Raw genomic sequence first — 20,590 nt, 5'->3', positions numbered from 1 at the left:
CAAATCATTCATAATAAATAATGGGTTAATCTTAAATTAAATTATAAATAGCGGCTGAAATCGCAATGAATCCCATGATCACAATAAATCCATTACTCAGTTTGCCACGATATTTTGCTAATGTGGGCAATTTATGAATGGCATACATAGGCATTATGAACAATAGGACAGCCAAAATTGGACCACCTAGTGATTCAATTAAACCTAAAATACTCGGATTTAGTGTTGCAACGCCCCATGCTGTTAAAAACATAAATGACACAACAAGTTTTTCAAGTTTGTTTTCAGATATTGTTTTGTTACGACAACGTAAAGCTTTATTCACTATACCATTAAACCCTTCTTTAGCTCCCAAATAGTGTCCCAAAAACGATTTAGCCATAGCAATAAAGGCAATTGGTGGACCAATATACTCAATCACCGGCGAATTAAAGCGATTAGCTAGATAAGATAATATTGAAATATTTTGCGCTTTTGCTTCTAAAAGTTCTGTAGGTGATAAACAAAGTGCACAACTAAATACAAAAAACATCACAGTTACAACCATCATAATATTACTGACTGCAATAATTTTAGTGCATTTTGGTTCAGCATAAGTTTCCCCATATTCTTTACGTTTCGCAACAGCTAAAGAAGAAATAATCGGCGAATGATTAAATGCAAAAACCATAACAGGAATGACCAACCAAAGTGTCATTAAAGTACCATGACCACTATAATCATTATTACTAAAAGAAATATTATGAAAAATTTCACCATTCCATTCAGGAATTAAAAATAATGCTAAAATCATTAATACCGCAATGAAAGGAAACACCAAAATGGACATAACATTTACAATAAACCCTTCACCAAAATGAACAATCGACATTAAAAAAGCGACCAAAATAAAAGATAACAAAACTCTTGGTAGTGAAGCCAAACCAAGTTGGTGCACCATAAAACTGTCGACGGTATTAGTAATGCCAACACTGTATACTAATAAAATGGGGTAAATAGCAAAAAAATAAAGTACTGTTATCCAGTTACCTGCAGTGCGGCCAAAAGCTTCTTCAACGACAACAGTAATATCCCCTTCTCGGTTTTTACCTGACAATACAAATCGACACAAAGCTCGATGAGCAAAAAATGTCATAGGAAAAGCAAGAACTAACATCACTAATAAAGGAATTAAACCTCCAACACCCGCATTAATTGGTAAAAACAAAACTCCTGCACCAATCGCAGTACCATAAAGGCTTAGCATCCATAGAGTATCGCTTTTACGCCATTTAGATAATGCCGCATCCTCTTTAGAAATTGTTATCCCCTCATTAATGGTTAATTGGTCCATATTAAACTACTCCTTATGTTTAAAAATTTTGCGCATATGATATCAACTTAATATCCTTATCAACGTGATCTTTGTCACATAAACATAATAAGTTAAATATAATCAATATCATATATTTTAAAAATATATCTATTTTGATACTTAGTGTTGCCAAAAAAATTAAAGCATCAATTTTAATACAAAATATTTATAAAATTACCAACAATTTTCAATTGGCCAAAAAATTATAATGCAATTTAAATTAGAATTAGATTTGGCATTGATCGCAAGTCGCTTGTGTTATTTGAAAGGCTATTAAGGTTTTTATTATCTATTTCACATCAAAAATAACGATAAAATTACTTTAGTGTTGCGCTGGGTACTGCTAAACTAGCAAGCATTTTTAGTATATTTATAAGTAAATTATTTTTCGGGATAAATTCATGCGAACCAGTAAATATCTTCTTTCTACGTTAAAAGAAACGCCAGCTGATGCTGAAGTAATTAGTCATCAATTAATGTTACGTGCCGGTATGATTCGAAAAGTTGCGGCAGGTTTATATACTTGGTTGCCAACTGGTTATCGTGTACTTAAAAAAGTTGAAAACATTGTCCGAGAGGAAATGAATAAAGCTGGTGCAATTGAAGTACTAATGCCTGTTGTCCAACCTGCTGATATTTGGCAAGAAAGTGGACGTTGGGAACAATATGGCCCAGAGCTATTACGTATTAAAGACCGAGGTCATCGCGACTTTGTATTAGGACCAACACATGAGGAAGTGATTACCGACTTACTACGCAATGAAGTTAGTTCCTATAAGCAACTACCATTGAATGTTTATCAAATTCAAACCAAATTCCGTGATGAAGTTCGCCCACGTTTTGGTGTAATGCGTTCACGTGAGTTTATTATGAAAGATGCTTATTCATTCCATACGTCACAAGCATCATTACAAGAAACTTATGATGACATGTACAAAGCTTATAGTGCAGTATTTACTCGCGCAGGCTTAAACTTTAGAGCAGTACGTGCCGATACCGGATCAATTGGAGGTAATTGGTCACACGAATTCCAAGTCTTAGCTGATAGTGGTGAAGATGATATTGTTTTTTCAACTGAATCAGATTATGCAGCCAATATCGAAATGGCCCAAGCATTAGCACCGACTCAAAACCGTGCAGCGCCAACAAAAGTAATGGAAATTGTGGATACTCCAAATGCTAAAACCATTGATGAATTAGTTCAACAGTTCAATTTACCAATTGAAAAAACGGTTAAAACATTAATGGTAAAAGCAACTAAAGAAAGTGGTCATCAATTAGTCGCATTATTAGTGCGTGGTGATCACACTTTAAATGAAATCAAAGCTGAAAAAATTGACATTGTTGCTTCACCATTAGAATTTGCAACTGATGAAGAAATTCGCGCTATTGTTAATGCTGGTCCTGGATCATTAGGTCCAATTAACCTAAATATGCCAATTATTATTGACCGGGATGTCGCAGTAATGAGTGATTTTAGTGCTGGAGCGAATATTGATCATAAACATTACTTTAATATTAATTGGGAACGAGATATTGCTCTTCCACGCATTGAAGATATTCGTAATGTGGTTGAAGGTGATATGAGTCCTGATGGTAAAGGCACATTACAAATTAAACGCGGCATTGAAGTTGGGCACATTTTCCAACTTGGAACTAAGTATTCAGAAGCCATGAAAGCTACGGTTCAAGGCGAGGATGGACAAAACCATGTTATGATTATGGGGTGTTACGGCATTGGTGTCAGTCGCATTGTGGCCGCAGCAATTGAACAATGCCATGATGAACGTGGTATTGTATGGCCAGAAGCCATCGCTCCATTTAGTGTTGTCATTATTCCTATGAACATGCATAAATCTGAAAAAGTACAAGCAACAGCTGAAAGACTTTATGCGGATTTACAAGCTACAGGTATTGAAGTGTTGCTTGATGATCGTAAAGAGCGACCAGGTGTGATGTTTGCCGATGCTGAGTTAATAGGAATTCCACATACCATTGTTATTGGTGAACGAAATCTTGAAAATGGCGAAGTGGAATATAAACACCGCTGTGGAGGGGATAAAGAAATGGTAAAAATTGAAAGCATCATTGAATTTATCCAAAACCGTCGTCAATTGGTATAAAATTAATAGATAAATTGCACATATTTATGCTGTCACAACACAACAATTAAGTCCTTGTTATTGCTTTATCAACGTAAAAATAACAAATTTATTCATGTTGTGTTGTGTTGTGTCTTTTTCAGGATATTTGACTGCCAATTTAATATGAAACCTAGCAATAATTTACCCAATAATTTTTATAAAATCTCGAACGATCTTTCACGATCAGAACAGCCTACTCGAAAACAGATACAATATCTTAGTAAGTTAGGTTTTAAAACCATTATCAACTTGCGTTTATTGCATAGTAATCGAGATAAGTTAGAAAATACTGTTCTTTCCGAAGTTTGGATCAAGGTACGGGCTGGCAATATTACCGACGAAAAAATGATTGAGATACTCAGAGCTTTTAAACAATCACCCAAACCAGTCTTAATTCATTGTTGGCATGGTAGCGATCGTACTGGTGTTGCTGTGGCTATGTATCGTATAGTCTTCCAAAATTGGTCAAAATCTCAAGCCATTGATGAATTAATGAACCCAGAATTTGGTCATCACTATAATGTTTATCCTAATATTGTTAAATACATCAAAAATGTAGATATCGAAAAAATTCGAGCCGCAGTATTATAATATTTTATTATTTTATTATTTTTTATCCTCAAAACCTGATATATTTATAGATTGATTAATAAATCAAAGTGAAATTGTGTTTTTTTTCATCTAAAATGATAATTGTCAAATATTCATATTCCTATAGGTTGAAATAATGTTAAAAAAAACAGTCGCATTTGTGCTATCTACCTCACTATTATTACAACATGCCCCTTTAGTTTATGCCGATAATATCAATCTTCCTGATATAGGTACGACCGCTGCTTCAACGTTAAGTATAGGACAAGAGATGGAGATGGGCGATTATTCTATGCGGTTATTACGCGCGGATGCCCCTATTATTAACGATCCAGTTTTGAATCAATATATCAATGATTTAGGTAAAAAATTAGTTTCAAAAGCAGAATCAGTACAAACACCTTTTCATTTTTATATTATACGAAGCAATATAATTAATGCATTTGCTATGTTTGGCGGTAATGTGGTTATTCACTCTAAATTAATATTAGATACAAATAATGAAAGCCAATTAGCTTCTGTCATGGCTCACGAAATTGGACATGTTACTCAACGTCATTTAGCGAGATCAATGGAAAACCAGAATCGTAACAGTCCTTATGTTTGGAGTGCTACATTAGGTTCTTTACTATTAGCATTAGCCAATCCAGAAGCTGGGATGATGGCAATGACAAGTACTATTGCTGGTTCAACGCAAAGTATGATTAGTTTTACTCAAAGTAATGAACAAGAAGCCGATCGTGTTGGTTTAAGGACACTTGCTAAAGCAGGGTTTGATCCATATGCTTCATCGGAATTCTTGCAAAAGCTAGCGGATGAAACCCGTTTTAGTAGTAAGCAGCCAGAAATTTTGCTTACTCACCCGCTACCAAATAGTCGTTTAGCCGATATTCGTAATCGTTCAATGCAATATTCCAAAAAAGATGTTGCTCCTTCACTTAATTATTATTTAGCCAAAGCAAGAATAGCAATTTTACTCAATAATAATAGCAATACTGGTAAATTATTACTTGAAGATTACAAAAAAATCAATAATGAACAAAGCAAAATGGCTATGATTTATGGTGCTGCACTAACGGATTATCGAGATGGTAATTATCAAAAAGCAAAACAGCAACTGCAACCATTATTAGATAATGATCCCAATAATCTTTGGTACATAGATTTAATGACAGATATTGATCTAAGTACGAATAACAATAGTGCTGCAATTAATCGATTGCAAGCTGCATTAAAAAAATCTCCAAATAGTTCAGCATTACAACTCAATTTGGCTAATGCTTATGTGCAAAATAAAAATTATCAAAAAGCCGTAAGTATCCTTCATCGATATACTTTTGATCACAATGATGATACCAATGGTTGGGAGTTACTGATTTTGGCTTATGGGGGATTGCATTCAAGAGCTAAAGAAATGAGTGCTCAAGCAGAACTCATTGCACTACAAGGTCAATTTCAACGTTCAATCCAAATATTACAAAATGCTAAAAATCATACGAAAGGCGATCAAATCTTGATGTCAAGGATTGAGGCTAGAATTAAACAGTTACAACAGCTACAACAACGGTATTCACAATACAGTAAAACATAAATGTTATGCCAGTTTATTATCTCTCATTTTATGTTATTAAACACATTATTTGAGAGATAATAAAAAATACATGGCCAATTATTTATCCGTTAAATGATCTATATTGTTATAATATTTAACCGTAAATTTCCCTTCTGACTGGTCATCGGCTTGTTGATAATTAACAACACTTACGCTGGTATTTAACATACGAGGAAAGTATTGTTCATCACGATGTAAACGCCAATCGCCTCCATTTAATACGCAAAGTAATAACCGTAATACCGTTCCATGCGAAACAACCAAAATATTGCCTGTATTTTGTGGCACTTGTTGGATTATTGTATTTAAAGCTTGTTTCATTCGTGTTAGAACATCCAGGTAATTTTCACCTTTATTAACAGATGCATCAAAATTAGCGGGATCGGTTAAATAAGTCATAAATTCTGGCACTTCTTTTTTAAGAGTCGGTACGTGTTTTCCCTCCCAATTACCAAAATCCATTTCTTGCAAATCAGACAGTTCGAAAGTTGGAATATTATGAAGATTTTCGTTAACAATATAATTTCGTGTTTCTATAGCACGTTGTTGAGTACTGGAGTATGCTTGCAAAAAAGGCACATTTTTTAAATGTTTCCCTGTTATTTTCGCACCCAAAATGCCTTGCTCTGTCAAAGGTGAATTTTGCGATCCTTGCATTTGATCTTTAACATTCCACTCTGTTTGCCCATGTCTAATTAAGTATAAATTGAGATCTTTCATTCGTACTCACTACCTTTTTTTTATTTTAACGATTCTGTTTGTTGATATTTATCATTTCTAAGCTGATTTAAACATGCCTGTAACTTATCATCCATAGGCGCATGTAATTGCATTTCTTGTAAAGTTTTAGGATGAATAAATTTCACATTTGCTGCATGTAAAAATAACCGGTTAAGCTTTGTATTTACCAATAGTGCATCAAATTGGTTATCACCATAACGATCATCAAAAGCAATTGGATGGTTAGCATATTGAGTATGAACTCGAATTTGATGAGTACGCCCCGTAACCGGACTGGCTTTAATTAAAGTTGCAAAATCAAATCGCTCTTCAACTTTAAATCGTGTTTCAGAAGGTTTTCCTTCTTTATCAACTCGGACAACTCGTTCACCACTTTTTAATACGTTTTTAAGTAATGGAGCCTGCACTACTTTACATTCCGACGACCAATTTCCTTTAACTAATGCAAGATAATTTTTTTGCATCTGTTTAAGCCTCAGCTGCTCATGTAATGCTTTTAATGCAGAACGTTTTTTAGCGATTAACAACACACCCGATGTTTCACGATCAATTCGATGGACTAATTCTAAAAATTTTGCTTCGGGTCTTAATGCACGTAATCCTTCAATAACACCAAAACTCAAACCACTACCACCATGAACAGCAATACCAGAAGGCTTATTAATTGCTAAAATCACATCATCTTCATAAATAATTGCTTTTTCCAAATCGGCTACTTTATTAAGCTTAGTTGAAATTTCGGGGGTCGATTTTTCGGCAACGCGAATAGGAGGAATACGAATTTCATCACCATGATTTAATTTATATTCGGGTTTTACGCGTTTTTTATTAACTCTCACTTCACCTTTTCTTAGTATGCGATAAATCATACTTTTAGGCACACCTTTTAAATGTGTGATTAAAAAGTTATCAATTCGTTGTGTCGCATTTTCTTCTGAAATTGTAACAAATGAGACTTGCAATTTAGTTTGTGGAACGTTTGAATCCATAAGAAGTGATTAATCCGCCATCAATGTATAAAAGTCGTTTACATTATCCGAAAATAAACTACACTACCATCACTAAAAAATCAGTTAGATTACTTTCGATATAATTAAAGATAGGTAATTATAACGGAATATGGAGGAATAAAATAGTATGTTATCACTACTCAATCATTACTCACATGGCAGAGCTGCTTGGTTTTTATTATTCCTTTCTACCTTTATTTTTGAATTAACGGCTCTCTATTTTCAATATGGGTTAGGACTAGCCCCTTGTACATTATGCATTTATCAACGCTGTGCAATTTTTGGAATTATGCTTGCAAGCATTATTGGATTGATTAAGCCTAATAATTTTATTTTTCGATTAATCGGAATTTTGATTTGGTTGATTAGTGCATATAAAGGATTTACCCTAGCCACATTTCATGCCCATTTACAATTTGAACCCAACCTCAGTGATACATGTTCAATTAACGTTCAATTTCCATCTTGGTTACCTTTAAATCAATGGTTACCAAGTATGTTTAATGCGTATGGCTCATGTGCCGATAAAATTTGGACTTTTTTAACCATCGAAATGTCTCAATGGATGATTATTATTTTCGCCTGTTATTTTCTTGTTGGGCTAGCTGTCTTTATTGCTCAATTTTTCTCGGCAAGAAAACATAATGTCAAGCCAGAGGCACTTTTATAAAACTGGCACTTTTTGTTGAGTTTGCTAAAATGTATGGCAATTTTATTTTGAGAATTGTCATACATAAATGCTTTTGGAATATCATCCCCCCATTGACCCTTGGCTTTCTATCCTACATCAAGATGACCATATTGTCGTTGTTAATAAACAACCTGGTATATTGTCGGTATCAGGCAATAAACCTCAATTTATTGACAGTATTATTCACCGTTTACAACAGAAATACAGTTATGTGGAGTCTGTTCATCGCTTAGATATGGCAACCAGTGGTATTATGGTTGCAGCACTATCAAAATTAGCAGATCGAGACATCAAAAAGCAATTTCGAGAACGGATCCCTAAAAAAACCTATATTGCTGTTGTATATGGGCATCTTGCGCAAGATACGGGAAAAATTGAACTGCCTTTAATTTGTGATTGGCCTAATCGCCCTAGGCAAATGGTCGATTTTGAAAATGGTAAACATGCATTAACTGAATATCAAGTTATTTCACGAAATGCCAATAATACCACCAGAGTTAAATTATTTCCATTTACGGGGCGGTCACATCAATTACGTGTTCATATGCAAGCTATTGGGCATCCAATTTTAGGAGACAAATTTTATGCGCATCCTGAGGCATTTTCGATGTCTCAAAGATTGTTGTTACATGCCCAATTACTGACCATTAATCATCCTAAAACAGGTGAAAGCATGACTTTTACGTGCGAACCTAATTTTTAAAAATGTGCATATATCAACTCCCCACAGTGACACAAAATTCACTAGCGATAATATTTAACAAACAAGTTATATTAAGGAAATTAGAATGCAAAAAATTGTTTTAGCAACAAATAACCAAGGTAAAGTTAATGAACTCCAAAACCTTTTAGCCAATGCAGGGTTTAACATTGTTGCACAAAAAGAGTTCAATGTACCTGATGTGGATGAAACAGGTTTAAGCTTTATTGAAAATGCGATATTAAAAGCAAGACATACCGCTAAATTTACTGGATTGCCAGCAATCGCTGATGATTCCGGATTAGTGGTTAATGCTCTTGACGGTGCTCCAGGGATCTATTCTGCCCGTTATGCAGGTGAACAAGGTAACGATGAAAACAATAATCAAAAATTATTACAGGAATTAAACAATGTACCAAGTGAAAAACGTTCCGCTTATTTTTATTGTGCATTGGCATTTATGCGACATGAAAATGATCCAACACCAATTATTTGCTTAGGAAAGTGGAATGGCATCATTTTGAATGAAACACGAGGTACAGGTGGCTTTGGCTACGATCCATTATTTTATGTACCTGAACTCAATTGCAGTGCAGCAGAGTTAACAAAAGAGCATAAAAGCCAGATTTCTCATCGAGGACAAGCACTTAAACAACTTATTGCTAAGATTAAAACCGAAAATTAAATCAGTTTCATATCAACACGAAATTGCATCTTTACAAACAAACAGTATATACTGAAAAAAACATCAATATTGGAGTTTTAATTGTGATTCTGATGATAGTAAGTGGACGTTCTGGTTCAGGAAAATCAATTGCTTTACGAGCGCTAGAGGATATGGGATTTTATTGTGTTGATAATATTCCTGTCGCTTTATTACCGCAATTAGCCGATGCATTAAAAAATAATAATACGCCTGTTGCTGTTAGTATTGATATTCGCAATTTACCTATCAATTTTGAATTTAATTACGATATACTGCAAAAACTTCCTGAATCAGTAACACCTGAAATCATTTTCTTAGACTGTAGCCGTAATACTCTTATCCGTCGTTATAGTGAAACAAGGCGAATCCATCCTTTAGCCAACCAAAAATATTCACTTGAGGAAGCAATCGATCTTGAAGAAAATTATTTAGAATCGTTAAAATCACATGCAAGTTTAGTAATTAATACTGATAATCTTTCCGTTCACGAATTATCTGACATTTTAAGAACACGTATTTTAGGTAAAAAAGAGCGTGAATTGACTATCATTTTTGAATCATTTGGGTTTAAACATGGATTACCAGTTGATGCCGATTTTGTATTTGATGTCCGTTTTTTACCTAATCCTCATTGGGATATCAATTTAAGACCCCTAACCGGATTAGATAAACCTGTTATAAATTATCTATCCAAACAAGATGAAGTAACCAATTTTATTTATCAAACCGCTAATTATTTACAACAATGGTTGCCAATGTTGGAGAAAAATAATCGAAGTTATTTAACTATCGCTATTGGCTGTACCGGTGGACAACACCGTTCTGTTTTTATTGCAGAACAGTTAGCTGAATTTTTTCAAGCACAAAATAAACAAACACAAATTCGCCATCGAACATTAGAAAAAAGATAATTATTTATTTAGATCATTATTAAAATTCCATGCATCTTCTAAACGTTTTATACAATGTTCAAAAATGTATTTTAATGTTACTTTTGGTTTAGATTCTGTTGGTAATGGAATTACAAGTTGACTGACTTTGATTAATTCAATATCTAATGGTAAGTTAGCCAGTTTATTTTTAAGCACATTGATCGTCTGTGGATGTGGGTGCCCAATAGCAATGGCTGAACCATTTTTACGTGCAACTTTGATAGCTAACTCGAATTGTTGACTAATAGCAGCTTCATTTTGCTTATCATCTAGAAATACATCTCGTTCTAAGACGGGAATATCATAAATACTTGCAGCATCTATGACCGCTGTTTTTCCGACAGTTTTACTATCTAAAAAAAACATTGAGTGATGGCGGAGTGCTTTCATAACATTTTCCATTCCAATTTGGTTGGATGTCATTAAGCTACCCATATGATTATTAACACCAATTGCATGAGGTACTTGTGCTACCGCATCGGTTACAATACGATCAACTTCCTCTTCTTCCATATAAGGATACAAAGTATCTTTTTCTAACGGCTGCTTACCAAATGGCGCCATTGGCAAATGAATGATCACATCATTACCATGTTGATGAGCGATATTTGCAATACGATGCGCATTTGGAGAATTAGGCAATACCGCCACAGTAATATTAGGCGAAAGCTTAATAATTTGTTCTTCATTATGTTGCCTATAGCCAAAATCATCAATAACAATTGCTAACTGTGCCGCCCATACATTGCTTGTTTGTAATAATAGACCGAGGGCCATTGAACTAAGTAAACGAACCACTATTTTAACCATCCACTAGGATTTAACGCTTTTCCATCTCGACGAATTTCAAAATATAATCCTGAACTATTTTGCCCACCACTAGAGCCTACTAAAGCAATGGGTTGACCACTATAAATTTTATCACCGACTGCCACAAGCACTCTCTGATTATATCCATACAAACTCATATCACCTTTACCATGTTCAATTGCGACAACAAAACCATAACCTTGTAACCAACTCGCTAATATTACTCGTCCATTGGCTATCGCTTTCACTTGTGTACCATCTTTAGCATTTATCACCATTCCTTTCCAATATAATTCACCTTGTAGTGACTCACCAAATCGATGTAAGACAGTTCCACTTACAGGCCAATTAAACTGGCGTTGTGGTTTACCAATGCCACTCACTCGAGCCATGAGCGAACGCTCATCAGGGCTTAAAGTATAATTATTATTTTTTTGTTTTGCTTGTATATTTTTTGCTTGTCTTGCTTCTTCTTCTGCTACACGCCGGCTTTCTCTCTCAGCTTCAGCAATTTTTGCTTGTAGTTTTGTCTCATTTTCATGCAATTGAGCCAGTTTTTGTTGATTTACTTGCATGGATGATTCTAATGAAGTAATCGTTTTTTTTCTATCTTGACGATTTTTTTCAAGTCCTATTTGTTCCTGCTTTTGTTTTGTTTGTAACGTTTGCTGGGAGACCTGTTTCTTTTGTAAAGCTAATTTTTTTTCGTTAAGCTGTAATTGAGTTTCACGCAGAGCATTAATATGTTGTTCTCTGGCGTCATTAATGTAACCAAAATAGGTGATAAGACGTTCATTACGTTCACTTTGTTCACTAGCAAAAATAAGCTCAAAACCTGTTTTTTTACCTAGTTTAAAAGCTGTTTCAAGTTGCTTTGCTAATGCGCGTCTTTGTTGCTGTTGTTTAACATTTAACTCATCGATCTGCTTGATTAACTGAGTAATTTCCTTATTAAGTTTATTCAATGTGACATTATTTTTTTCAATTGAAGTCAACAGTTTGGCAATCTCAGTTTCTTGGTGTTTGAGATCACTCACTAATTGTGTTCTTTCCTTTTTCTGTTCAGCTAAACGAATTTCTTGTTCTTTAATTGACTGGCGCAAAGTTTGTAACTTCTGATTATCATCCATAGCATACAAGAAGTTGGCGTGCATTAATCCAATTAAAATAGGGATAAGAAATTTTTGATAAATAGCCATAGAATTGTAATTAGGATTTATTATCAAACGTAAATGATAAAATACTATACATACAAATAACTAAATAAGCAAAATGTATACCATCTCAGTGGGTTTAAGAATAATTGCAGCATAATAGTATATTAGATATTTCACAAGCACTGATAAAAAGTATAAAATATAAAACTATTTAAATTACCAAAAAATCAATTCAACCATAAAGATAACATCATGCAAAAGTTTAATGTCAAAACCTTTCAAGGGTTAATACTAACGTTACAAGATTACTGGGCTAATCAAGGTTGTACGGTGATTCAGCCGTTAGATATGGAAGTCGGGGCAGGAACCTCTCACCCTATGACTTGCTTACGAGCTCTTGGTCCCGAGCCTATTAATGCTGCTTATGTACAACCTTCGCGTCGCCCTACCGATGGTCGCTATGGCGAAAACCCAAACAGGCTACAACATTATTATCAATTTCAAGTTATCTTAAAACCTTCTCCTGACAATATTCAAGAGCTATATTTAGGTTCATTAAAAGAGTTAGGTCTGGATCCAACTATCAATGATATTCGTTTTGTTGAAGACAACTGGGAAAACCCAACTTTAGGCGCATGGGGACTAGGTTGGGAAGTTTGGTTAAATGGTATGGAAGTTACCCAATTTACTTATTTTCAACAAGTTGGAGGACTTGAGTGTAAACCTGTTACAGGTGAAATTACTTATGGTCTTGAACGACTCGCTATGTATATTCAAGGTGTAGATAGCGTATATGATTTAGTTTGGAGTGACGGTGCATTTGGTAAAACAACTTATGGCGATGTGTTTCATCAAAATGAAGTGGAACAATCAACTTATAATTTTGAATATGCCAATACTGAATTTTTATTTTACTGTTTTGAACAGCATGAAAAAGAAGCTAAATTTTTACTTGAACTCGAAAAACCACTGCCATTACCGGCTTATGAACGTATTTTAAAAGCTGCTCACTGTTTTAATTTACTTGACGCACGTAAAGCAATTTCAGTTACTGAAAGGCAACGGTATATTTTACGAATCAGAACATTAACCAAAATGGTGGCTGAAGCATACTATGCATCACGCGAAGCACTCGGCTTCCCTATGTGCCAAAATTCACGTTCTAACCCAAGCGTAGCAAAGTAGGAATTTAAAGATTATGCAAAAAACATTTTTAGTGGAAATTGGTACTGAAGAGTTACCTCCAAAATCACTCCGAACATTAGCTGAGAGTTTTGCAGCGAATTTTATTGAACAACTTGATAATGCCAAATTGGAACACGGTGAAGTACTTTGGTATGCATCGCCTCGTCGTTTAGCATTAAAAGTATTGAATTTAAATGATACACAGCCAGATAGCCAAATCCTGAAACGTGGTCCAGCAGTGAGTGCTGCATTTGATGCAAATGGCAATCCAACCAAAGCAGCGGAAGGATGGGCTCGCGGATGTGGTATTAGCGTAGTGCAGGCTCAACGGATCCAAACTGATAAGGGAGAATGGCTTTGTTATACGCAAAATCAAAAAGGCCAGCCTGTAGTTAATTTATTGTGTGAAATGGTAAAAAATGCATTAAGCAAATTACCCATTCCTAAACCGATGCGTTGGGCTGCCCGTCAAGTTGAGTTTATTCGACCAAGTCATACTGTAACGATGCTTTATGGTGAAGATTTAGTGCCTGGTATTATTTTAGACATTGAATCTAACCGAGTAATTCGTGGTCATCGCTTTATGGGGGAACAAGAATTTACTATCGATAATGCTGATCAATATCCTGATATTTTAGAGCAACGAGGTAAAGTCATCGCGGATTATGATAAACGTAAAGCTATCATCAAACAACAAGCTCAAGCTGCTGCAGCTAAACTGAATGGTAAAGCAGATTTAACCGACAGTTTACTTGAGGAAGTGTCTTCTTTAGTTGAATGGCCAGTAGTGTTAACAGCTAAATTTGAAGAACGCTTTTTAGCTGTACCTGCCGAATCATTGGTCTATACCATGAAAGGCGATCAAAAATATTTCCCAGTTTACGATAAGCAAGGCAAACTGCTACCAAATTTTATTTTTGTGGCAAATATTGAATCAAAAGACCCACAAGTGGTGATTTCAGGTAATGAAAAGGTTGTTCGCCCTCGCCTTGCGGATGCGGAATTCTTTTATCAATCTGATTTAAAACAACGTTTAGAAGATCGCTTACCTCGTCTTGAAACCGTTCTATTTCAACAACAATTAGGAACAGTTAAAGATAAAGCGTTGCGCTTAGAAGCTTTGTCTGGCTTTGTTGCCGATAAAATAGGTGCTAACGTTGAACAAGCTAAGCGTGCAGGTAAACTGACTAAATGTGATTTAGTGACAAATACCGTTTTTGAGTTCCCTGAAACGCAAGGTATCATGGGTCGCTATTTAGCACTAAAAGATGGAGAAAGTATCGAAATAGCTACAGCTATCGAGGAGCAATACAAACCTCGCTTTGCTGGTGATGAGTTACCGAGTACTTACGTGTCATGCGCTGTGTCTATTGCCGAGAAAATGGATACTTTAGCGGGTATTTTTGGTATTGGTCAACACCCTAAAGGTGATAAAGATCCATTTGCGTTACGTCGTGCAGCCATTGGCGTTCTACGTATTATTGTTGAAAAAGCGCTACCTTTAGATTTGTCAGATTTATCAAGTTATGCGGTGTTACTATATGGCGATAAGTTAAACAATAAAAATGTTGTTGAAGATATTGTTAGCTTTATGCAAGGACGATTCCGTGCTTGGTATCAAGAACAAGGTTTTACCATTGATACCATTCAAGCTGTATTAGCACTCAATCCAACTAAACCTGCCGATTTTGATGCCAGAGTTAAAGCAGTAACGCATTTTAGGACATTATCGGAAGCATCGTCATTAGCGGAAGCCAATAAACGTGTTTCAAATATTTTGTCTAAAACCGATAGCATTATCTCTGAACATGTAAATGCTGCCCTGTTGGTAGATGGTGCTGAAGGAGAATTAGCTAAACATGTGGCAATATTAACGGATAAATTAGCGCCTTACTTTAACGATGGACGTTATCAAGAGGCTTTAGTTGAATTAGCCGCGCTTAAAACACCAATTGATGCCTTCTTTGAGAAGGTCATGGTGATGGTAGATGATGAACAGGTTAAACTCAATCGTTTAGCCCTTTTGAAAAAGCTACAAAATTTATTTTTAAAAGTTGCTGACATTTCACTTTTACAATAATATCCCTTTCGTTAATTATATTTAGTGGTAACTTAATAGTTACCACTAATGAGGTAAGAATATAAACATGCAAACAGAACTCTCTTTTTCCATAGTTTTTACTCAGGCCGCTAATTTTATTCGAAATCGGTTTTGGCCAATCGCGCTAATCAGTTTATTCTTAAATTTAGTCTCATCATTAATTTTAAAAAATACAGTTGATCTAGCTACTCTCACTCAACTTCTTCAAACAGAAAATTCAAGCGCATTTCCACATTTATTAAAATTGCTAGTAATTAAATTAGTATTATTTATAGTAATTGATGCTATTTTAATTGCCGTTATTTATAACTATTCTATCCATGAAAAACTGAATTTAAATACAGTATTCTCCAGAATGCTACCCAATTTACTCTATATGATTGGTTTTGAATTGGTATTCTTAATCATATTGCCAGTAGTATTTCTATTTGGGGGATTAATATTTATGATTTTAGGATTAATTATTCCAAATACTGTAGCCATTTTTTTATTTGTAATTGTCGCGATTGTATTTGCTGTATTTTTTAATGCACTTTACTATAATTTTTGTGGATTAATCACTCAACCAACGACTAAAACTTTTTTCGAAAAATTCGCTGAGTGTAACAGATATACCTTAAAGTATTGGCGTTTCGCTCTTCCAATGATGCTAATATATTTTCTTGTAATTTTAGTCGTTTCGCTTTTTAATTCAGTAAACAGTAATACTTTTTTATCTGTTATTTATTCAACATTATTAACAATCTTAAATATTTTTACAATTTGCTTCTTTTATCGATTGAATATGCTATTAACAAATAACAAATCAGATCTTGAAGCAACTGAGCAAAATAACAATTTAATTATTTAAATAATAATTACTTTCTCATATTACCCTATTCACTTTCGTGACTAGGGTAGTTAAAATTAAATAATTAACCTATTTTATTTCATCCTAGTAGACACCACTATGACACCTGCGATTAACCTTCTCAAAAAGTTAAATATCACATTTAAAATTCATCAATATGAACATAATCCTAATGATACACATTATGGACAAGAAGCCGTGAATAAACTCGCTCCCAGTTTAAACGTAGTTGCTGCACAAGTGTTTAAAACATTGGTTGTGAGTTTAAATGGTAACGATAAGACGTTAGCAGTTTGTGTATTACCTGTTGATAATCATTTAGATCTTAAAAAAGTAGCCAAAGCGCTGAATTGTAAAAAAGTCGATTTAGCAGATCCTAGTTTAGCTCAAAAAATTACCGGTTATTTAGTAGGAGGTATTAGTCCATTAGGACAGAAAAAGCAATTACCTACTGTTATAGATTCAAGTGCAGATCAACTAGAAAAAATGTTTATTTCGGGAGGAAGAAGAGGCTTAGAAATAGAACTGATCCCACAAGATTTAGCTAGAATATTAAAAGCAACATTTGTAGAAATAAAATCTTAATTTTATATAAATCTGCTTTTGTTTTATAACAAATCGCTGTGTGTTGAAAAAAGAAAATAGCCAAGAAAAACTAGGCCACAAGACAACGTCTTATGACCAAAAGTACATCCCATCAATATAATAAAATAGGAAGAAAAACCAAACTTATTTGATTGCTTCTTTTAAGCTTTTACCAGATACAAACGCTGGTACTTTACTTGCGGCAATTTTGATTTCTTTACCAGTTTTTGGATTACGACCAATACGAGCTTTACGATCGTTAACTTTGAATGTACCAAAACCAACTAATTGCACGGATTCACCCGCTTTCAATGATTCAGTAATAGCTGCTAATGTTGCTTCTAGAGCTGTTTTTGCAGCAACTTTTGTAATATCTGCTTTGCTAGCAATAGCATCGACAAGTTCTGTTTTATTCATGGAAATATCCTTACATAATTATTTTATTGTTAAAGTTAACATTATAAGCAATGCCGAGAATCAACTTTGCTTCTGTAAACAACCTCAGATTACATTGTTATTAAATGTAGTCTATATTCTCCTAATGTTAAAGAAAAATTTGGTAAAAAATAAAAAAATGACGCATTTAAAAGCTTAATCGCTCAAAAAAACACCAATATTACTTATTGCTGATTCTCGAATATCGGCTTTTAAACCTTTTATTAAGTCAATCATATCGTTATTTTCATCTCGTAATAATCGATAGATTTCCCATTGAAAATCAAATTCATCAATCACACTAGGTAAAGTTTGTTGCTCATCTTCACTTAGAGCAATATTTGATTTTGTCATTTCAAATTCTGCAACAGTTGTTGCCGATATACTACTCACTTTTATTGCGTGCTCAGCTATTTCACCAGTTAAGTGAGAGTGTAACACCTCACTTAAAGCCTGACATGCATCAATAGCAGGGTAAATCATGTAGGGACTATTTTCGGTGATAATAGGAATAATGACTTCTAACTTTTCCAATTGTAAATCAAAATTGATTTTTACATTATCAATCAGTAATGATTCCCACATCAGATCAAGTATCTTTTTATAACTTTTAGCATCTTCTTCATTTTTCTGCTGTTTTGCATAAAAGACAAAATTTGGATACATTCTCTCACACAAACAAAGCATAAATAAACGTTGTTGCCATAATGCTAATTTTTCGATTCTTAACTGAATTGGATTTTTAATCATGATGAAACCTTTTGGAGCGTTGATGTACAGCCTCAATTAAATATTGTACATGTTCTACTGGAATATCTTGATGAATACCGTGTCCTAAATTAAAAATATGACCATTCTCTGTACCATACTCTTTAAGAACAGTATCAACATTAGATTCTATTGTTTGTCTATCAGCATATAAAACCGACGGATCTAAATTACCTTGCACAGCAATTTTACCTTTTTGTCGAATATCACTTAAATTAACGGTCCAATCAACACCAATCGCATCGCAGCCAGTGTTAACAATATTATCTAACCATAATCCACCACCCTTGGTAAACAATGTAACAGGCACATATGAGGTGATATCCGGAGTTTTATTACCTCGTTTTAACTTTGATAAAATTAATTGCATATAGTTGAGAGAAAATATTTGATAACTTTGATGACTTAACACTCCCCCCCAAGTATCAAATATCATTATTGATTGAGCTCCCGCTTCAATTTGTGCGTTTAAATATAAAGCAACACTGGTTGACAATTTTTCAAGTAATAGATGCAGTGCTTTGGGATTACTATAAAGCATCTTTTTTATTTTGGTAAAAGCTTTACTGCTTCCCCCTTCAATCATATAAGTCGCCAACGTCCAAGGACTACCAGAAAAACCGATTAAAGGAACTTTGCCATTAAGCTCTTTTTTTGTCAGGCTTATCGCATCCATTACATAGCTTAGAGACAATTGCGGATCGGGAATAGGTAATTTTTCAATATCAGATAAGTGAGATATAGTTTTAGCAAATTTGGGACCTTCCCCCGCTTCAAAATATAATCCAAGTCCCATTGCATCAGGAATGGTTAATATGTCTGAAAAAATAATTGCTGCATCAAGATCAAACCGACGTAATGGTTGTAAAGTCACTTCACACGCTAATTCTGGTGTTTGGCACATCGTCATAAAATCACCAGCTTTAGCTCGTAACTGTCGATACTCAGGCAGATAACGTCCAGCTTGTCGCATCATCCAAATAGGGGTGTAATCAACAGGTAAACACTGTAATGCGCGTAAATAACGATCATTTTTTAATTGATTCATATTATTTGCTCTGTAAGTGATGATTGTACTTTGTAAAGAAGTTTCAGATTAGCACTACGTTTCAGTAAAAACATCTCGTTTTATTTATTATTTTCTATCTTGTGGCTGAGATAAAGAACGTTGGGCATAACGAATTAAAGTTTCAGAAATATTTTGCATTACACTACTTTCAGGTGCAAACCGATGCCAATAAAGCATTCGTCTTTGGTATAAACCTTCGGTCAAATTTACCAATTCACCATTTTTTAACTCTTGCTCAACTTGTAACATCGGTATCATACAACAAGCAGATCCTTGCTTAGCAAGCTGAACAAAGGCTTCTGATGAACTTGTGATATGACAAATTACACTGCCAGGTGTAAGATTAAAATTTTCTTGTAAAAAAGCTTGATGCATATCATCCAAATGGTCAAAAGCAACCGCAGGTGCTTTTAAAAGCGAAGATCGAGTCACACCATTAGGAAAGTATTTTTTAGCAAACTCAGGAGATGCAACAAAAATATAGTCAAGCGCCCCTAGTAAATCAGATAAACAACCAGGTAATGGATTAGCTTGAATACTGATGGCCGCAACCACCGTGCCTAAACGCAATAGTTCTAAAGTATGCTCTTCATCCCTTACTTGAATATCAAAACGAAGAATATTTTTATCCAACACGGGTTTTAAAGCAGGTAAAAGCCATGTGGCTAAAGAGTCTGCATTAATCGCAATAGATAACGACAAAGGGGTCGTATTTTGCTCATTATCACCTAACCATTGCTGTTCTAATAATTCAACTTGATGAAGCAATCCTAGAAGATGCTCTCCTTGTTTAGTGGCTTTCGGTGGTATAGTTCTAACTAATAATTGTTGACCGAAAAAGCTCTCTAATTGTTTGATACGCTGTGATACGGCTGGTTGTGTAATACACAATTTATCAGCTGCTCGTTCAAATCCCCGTTCTTTTATCACTGCATCTAATGCTTGTAATGCTCTATAATCTGGACGCTTCATAATCTCTTTACTAATGATTTGATCATTGATTGGATATTCAAGCTATTTTAATATCGTAAAAAATTTTTAATAGATCAAAAATTAATATATTTCTTAAAATACTAATGATTTTTGCTTTCCAATTGGGTACTATGCCATATCTTTAATAATTTTTCTTTTAAAATTTTATTTTTTTGA

The 20,590-nt window shown here is 34.3% G+C and carries 20 protein-coding genes; 11 read left to right on the top strand and 9 right to left on the bottom strand.

What is annotated here, in order from left to right:
• Positions 1-31: 31 nt before the first annotated feature.
• The gene (locus J3U13_RS09140; protein ID WP_267341632.1) at positions 32-1,333 is read right to left on the bottom strand and encodes a serine/threonine transporter; all 1,302 of its coding nucleotides are present in this window, start codon (positions 1,331-1,333) and stop codon (positions 32-34) included.
• Positions 1,334-1,755: 422 nt separating this feature from the next.
• On the opposite strand from J3U13_RS09140, the gene proS reads away from it, so the two are divergent.
• The 3 genes from proS (at position 1,756) to J3U13_RS09125 (ending at position 5,680) form a co-directional block, all read left to right on the top strand.
• Entirely contained in the window at positions 1,756-3,477 is a 1,722-nt protein-coding gene (proS, locus tag J3U13_RS09135; protein WP_267341631.1) for a proline--tRNA ligase, read from the top strand.
• 144 nt (positions 3,478-3,621) lie between these two features.
• Positions 3,622-4,089: a dual specificity protein phosphatase family protein gene (locus tag J3U13_RS09130; protein ID WP_267341630.1), complete on the top strand. Its 468-nt coding sequence runs from the start codon at positions 3,622-3,624 to the stop codon at positions 4,087-4,089.
• A gap of 136 nt (positions 4,090-4,225) precedes the next feature.
• Positions 4,226-5,680, top strand: a complete 1,455-nt coding sequence (locus J3U13_RS09125) for a M48 family metalloprotease (protein ID WP_267341629.1) — start codon at positions 4,226-4,228, stop codon at positions 5,678-5,680.
• A gap of 78 nt (positions 5,681-5,758) precedes the next feature.
• On the opposite strand, the gene J3U13_RS09120 is transcribed toward J3U13_RS09125, so the two are convergent.
• Both J3U13_RS09120 and rluC read right to left on the bottom strand, forming a co-directional pair.
• Entirely contained in the window at positions 5,759-6,421 is a 663-nt protein-coding gene (locus J3U13_RS09120; RefSeq protein WP_267341628.1) for a histidine phosphatase family protein, read from the bottom strand.
• Between the two features lie 20 nt (positions 6,422-6,441).
• Positions 6,442-7,431 carry a 23S rRNA pseudouridine(955/2504/2580) synthase RluC gene (gene rluC, locus J3U13_RS09115; protein ID WP_267341627.1) on the bottom strand — a complete coding sequence of 330 codons (990 nt, stop codon included), beginning with the start codon at positions 7,429-7,431 and terminating at the stop codon, positions 6,442-6,444.
• Positions 7,432-7,579: 148 nt separating this feature from the next.
• On the opposite strand from rluC, the gene dsbB reads away from it, so the two are divergent.
• From dsbB to rapZ, 4 genes are all read left to right on the top strand, one after another.
• Entirely contained in the window at positions 7,580-8,122 is a 543-nt protein-coding gene (dsbB, locus tag J3U13_RS09110) for a disulfide bond formation protein DsbB (protein WP_267341625.1), read from the top strand.
• 67 nt (positions 8,123-8,189) lie between these two features.
• Entirely contained in the window at positions 8,190-8,846 is a 657-nt protein-coding gene (gene rluA, locus J3U13_RS09105) for a bifunctional tRNA pseudouridine(32) synthase/23S rRNA pseudouridine(746) synthase RluA (RefSeq protein ID WP_267341624.1), read from the top strand.
• An 85-nt stretch (positions 8,847-8,931) separates the two neighbouring features.
• Complete coding sequence (locus tag J3U13_RS09100; RefSeq protein WP_267341623.1) at positions 8,932-9,528, top strand: XTP/dITP diphosphatase; 597 nt, start codon at positions 8,932-8,934, stop codon at positions 9,526-9,528.
• Positions 9,529-9,611: 83 nt separating this feature from the next.
• Positions 9,612-10,460 (top strand): RNase adapter RapZ, encoded by an 849-nt coding sequence (gene rapZ, locus J3U13_RS09095; RefSeq protein ID WP_416380289.1) that lies wholly within the window; start codon positions 9,612-9,614, stop codon positions 10,458-10,460.
• Here the strand turns inward: rapZ and J3U13_RS09090 are convergent, their stop codons facing one another.
• On the bottom strand, positions 10,461-11,279 hold the full coding sequence (locus J3U13_RS09090; protein ID WP_267341621.1) for a divergent polysaccharide deacetylase family protein: 819 nt from the start codon (positions 11,277-11,279) through the stop codon (positions 10,461-10,463). It abuts the gene before it with no gap.
• The gene (envC, locus tag J3U13_RS09085; RefSeq protein WP_267341619.1) at positions 11,279-12,490 is read right to left on the bottom strand and encodes a murein hydrolase activator EnvC; all 1,212 of its coding nucleotides are present in this window, start codon (positions 12,488-12,490) and stop codon (positions 11,279-11,281) included. Before envC ends, J3U13_RS09090 begins: the two co-directional genes overlap by 1 nt.
• A 210-nt stretch (positions 12,491-12,700) precedes the next feature.
• Here envC and glyQ point away from each other — a divergent pair, with 210 nt between their 5' ends.
• The 4 genes from glyQ (at position 12,701) to ybaK (ending at position 17,169) form a co-directional block, all read left to right on the top strand.
• Positions 12,701-13,633 (top strand): glycine--tRNA ligase subunit alpha, encoded by a 933-nt coding sequence (gene glyQ / locus J3U13_RS09080; protein ID WP_267341617.1) that lies wholly within the window; start codon positions 12,701-12,703, stop codon positions 13,631-13,633.
• 10 nt (positions 13,634-13,643) lie between these two features.
• Positions 13,644-15,713, top strand: coding sequence for a glycine--tRNA ligase subunit beta (gene glyS / locus J3U13_RS09075; protein WP_416380657.1), 2,070 nt, complete (start codon positions 13,644-13,646; stop codon positions 15,711-15,713).
• 67 nt (positions 15,714-15,780) lie between these two features.
• The gene (locus tag J3U13_RS09070; protein WP_267341614.1) at positions 15,781-16,584 is read left to right on the top strand and encodes a hypothetical protein; all 804 of its coding nucleotides are present in this window, start codon (positions 15,781-15,783) and stop codon (positions 16,582-16,584) included.
• Between the two features lie 99 nt (positions 16,585-16,683).
• Positions 16,684-17,169: a Cys-tRNA(Pro) deacylase gene (ybaK, locus tag J3U13_RS09065; RefSeq protein WP_267341612.1), complete on the top strand. Its 486-nt coding sequence runs from the start codon at positions 16,684-16,686 to the stop codon at positions 17,167-17,169.
• 144 nt (positions 17,170-17,313) lie between these two features.
• On the opposite strand, the gene J3U13_RS09060 is transcribed toward ybaK, so the two are convergent.
• From J3U13_RS09060 to J3U13_RS09045, 4 genes are all read right to left on the bottom strand, one after another.
• Positions 17,314-17,586 carry an HU family DNA-binding protein gene (locus J3U13_RS09060; RefSeq protein ID WP_267341610.1) on the bottom strand — a complete coding sequence of 91 codons (273 nt, stop codon included), beginning with the start codon at positions 17,584-17,586 and terminating at the stop codon, positions 17,314-17,316.
• Positions 17,587-17,760: 174 nt separating this feature from the next.
• Complete coding sequence (locus J3U13_RS09055; RefSeq protein WP_267341608.1) at positions 17,761-18,354, bottom strand: YjaG family protein; 594 nt, start codon at positions 18,352-18,354, stop codon at positions 17,761-17,763.
• Positions 18,347-19,420: a uroporphyrinogen decarboxylase gene (gene hemE / locus J3U13_RS09050; protein WP_267341606.1), complete on the bottom strand. Its 1,074-nt coding sequence runs from the start codon at positions 19,418-19,420 to the stop codon at positions 18,347-18,349. The genes J3U13_RS09055 and hemE overlap by 8 nt, the downstream gene beginning before the upstream one ends.
• Positions 19,421-19,507: 87 nt before the next feature.
• A complete protein-coding gene (locus J3U13_RS09045; RefSeq protein WP_267341604.1) occupies positions 19,508-20,413 on the bottom strand; it encodes a LysR family transcriptional regulator ArgP in 906 nt (301 codons plus the stop codon).
• Positions 20,414-20,590: the final 177 nt, after the last annotated feature.

It is taken from the genome of Gilliamella sp. B2887, from assembly GCF_026537015.1.
Lineage (GTDB): Bacteria > Pseudomonadota > Gammaproteobacteria > Enterobacterales > Orbaceae > Gilliamella.
The sequence above is the reverse complement of the archived record's forward strand: the minus strand, read 5'-3'. Positions and strand labels throughout refer to the sequence as shown.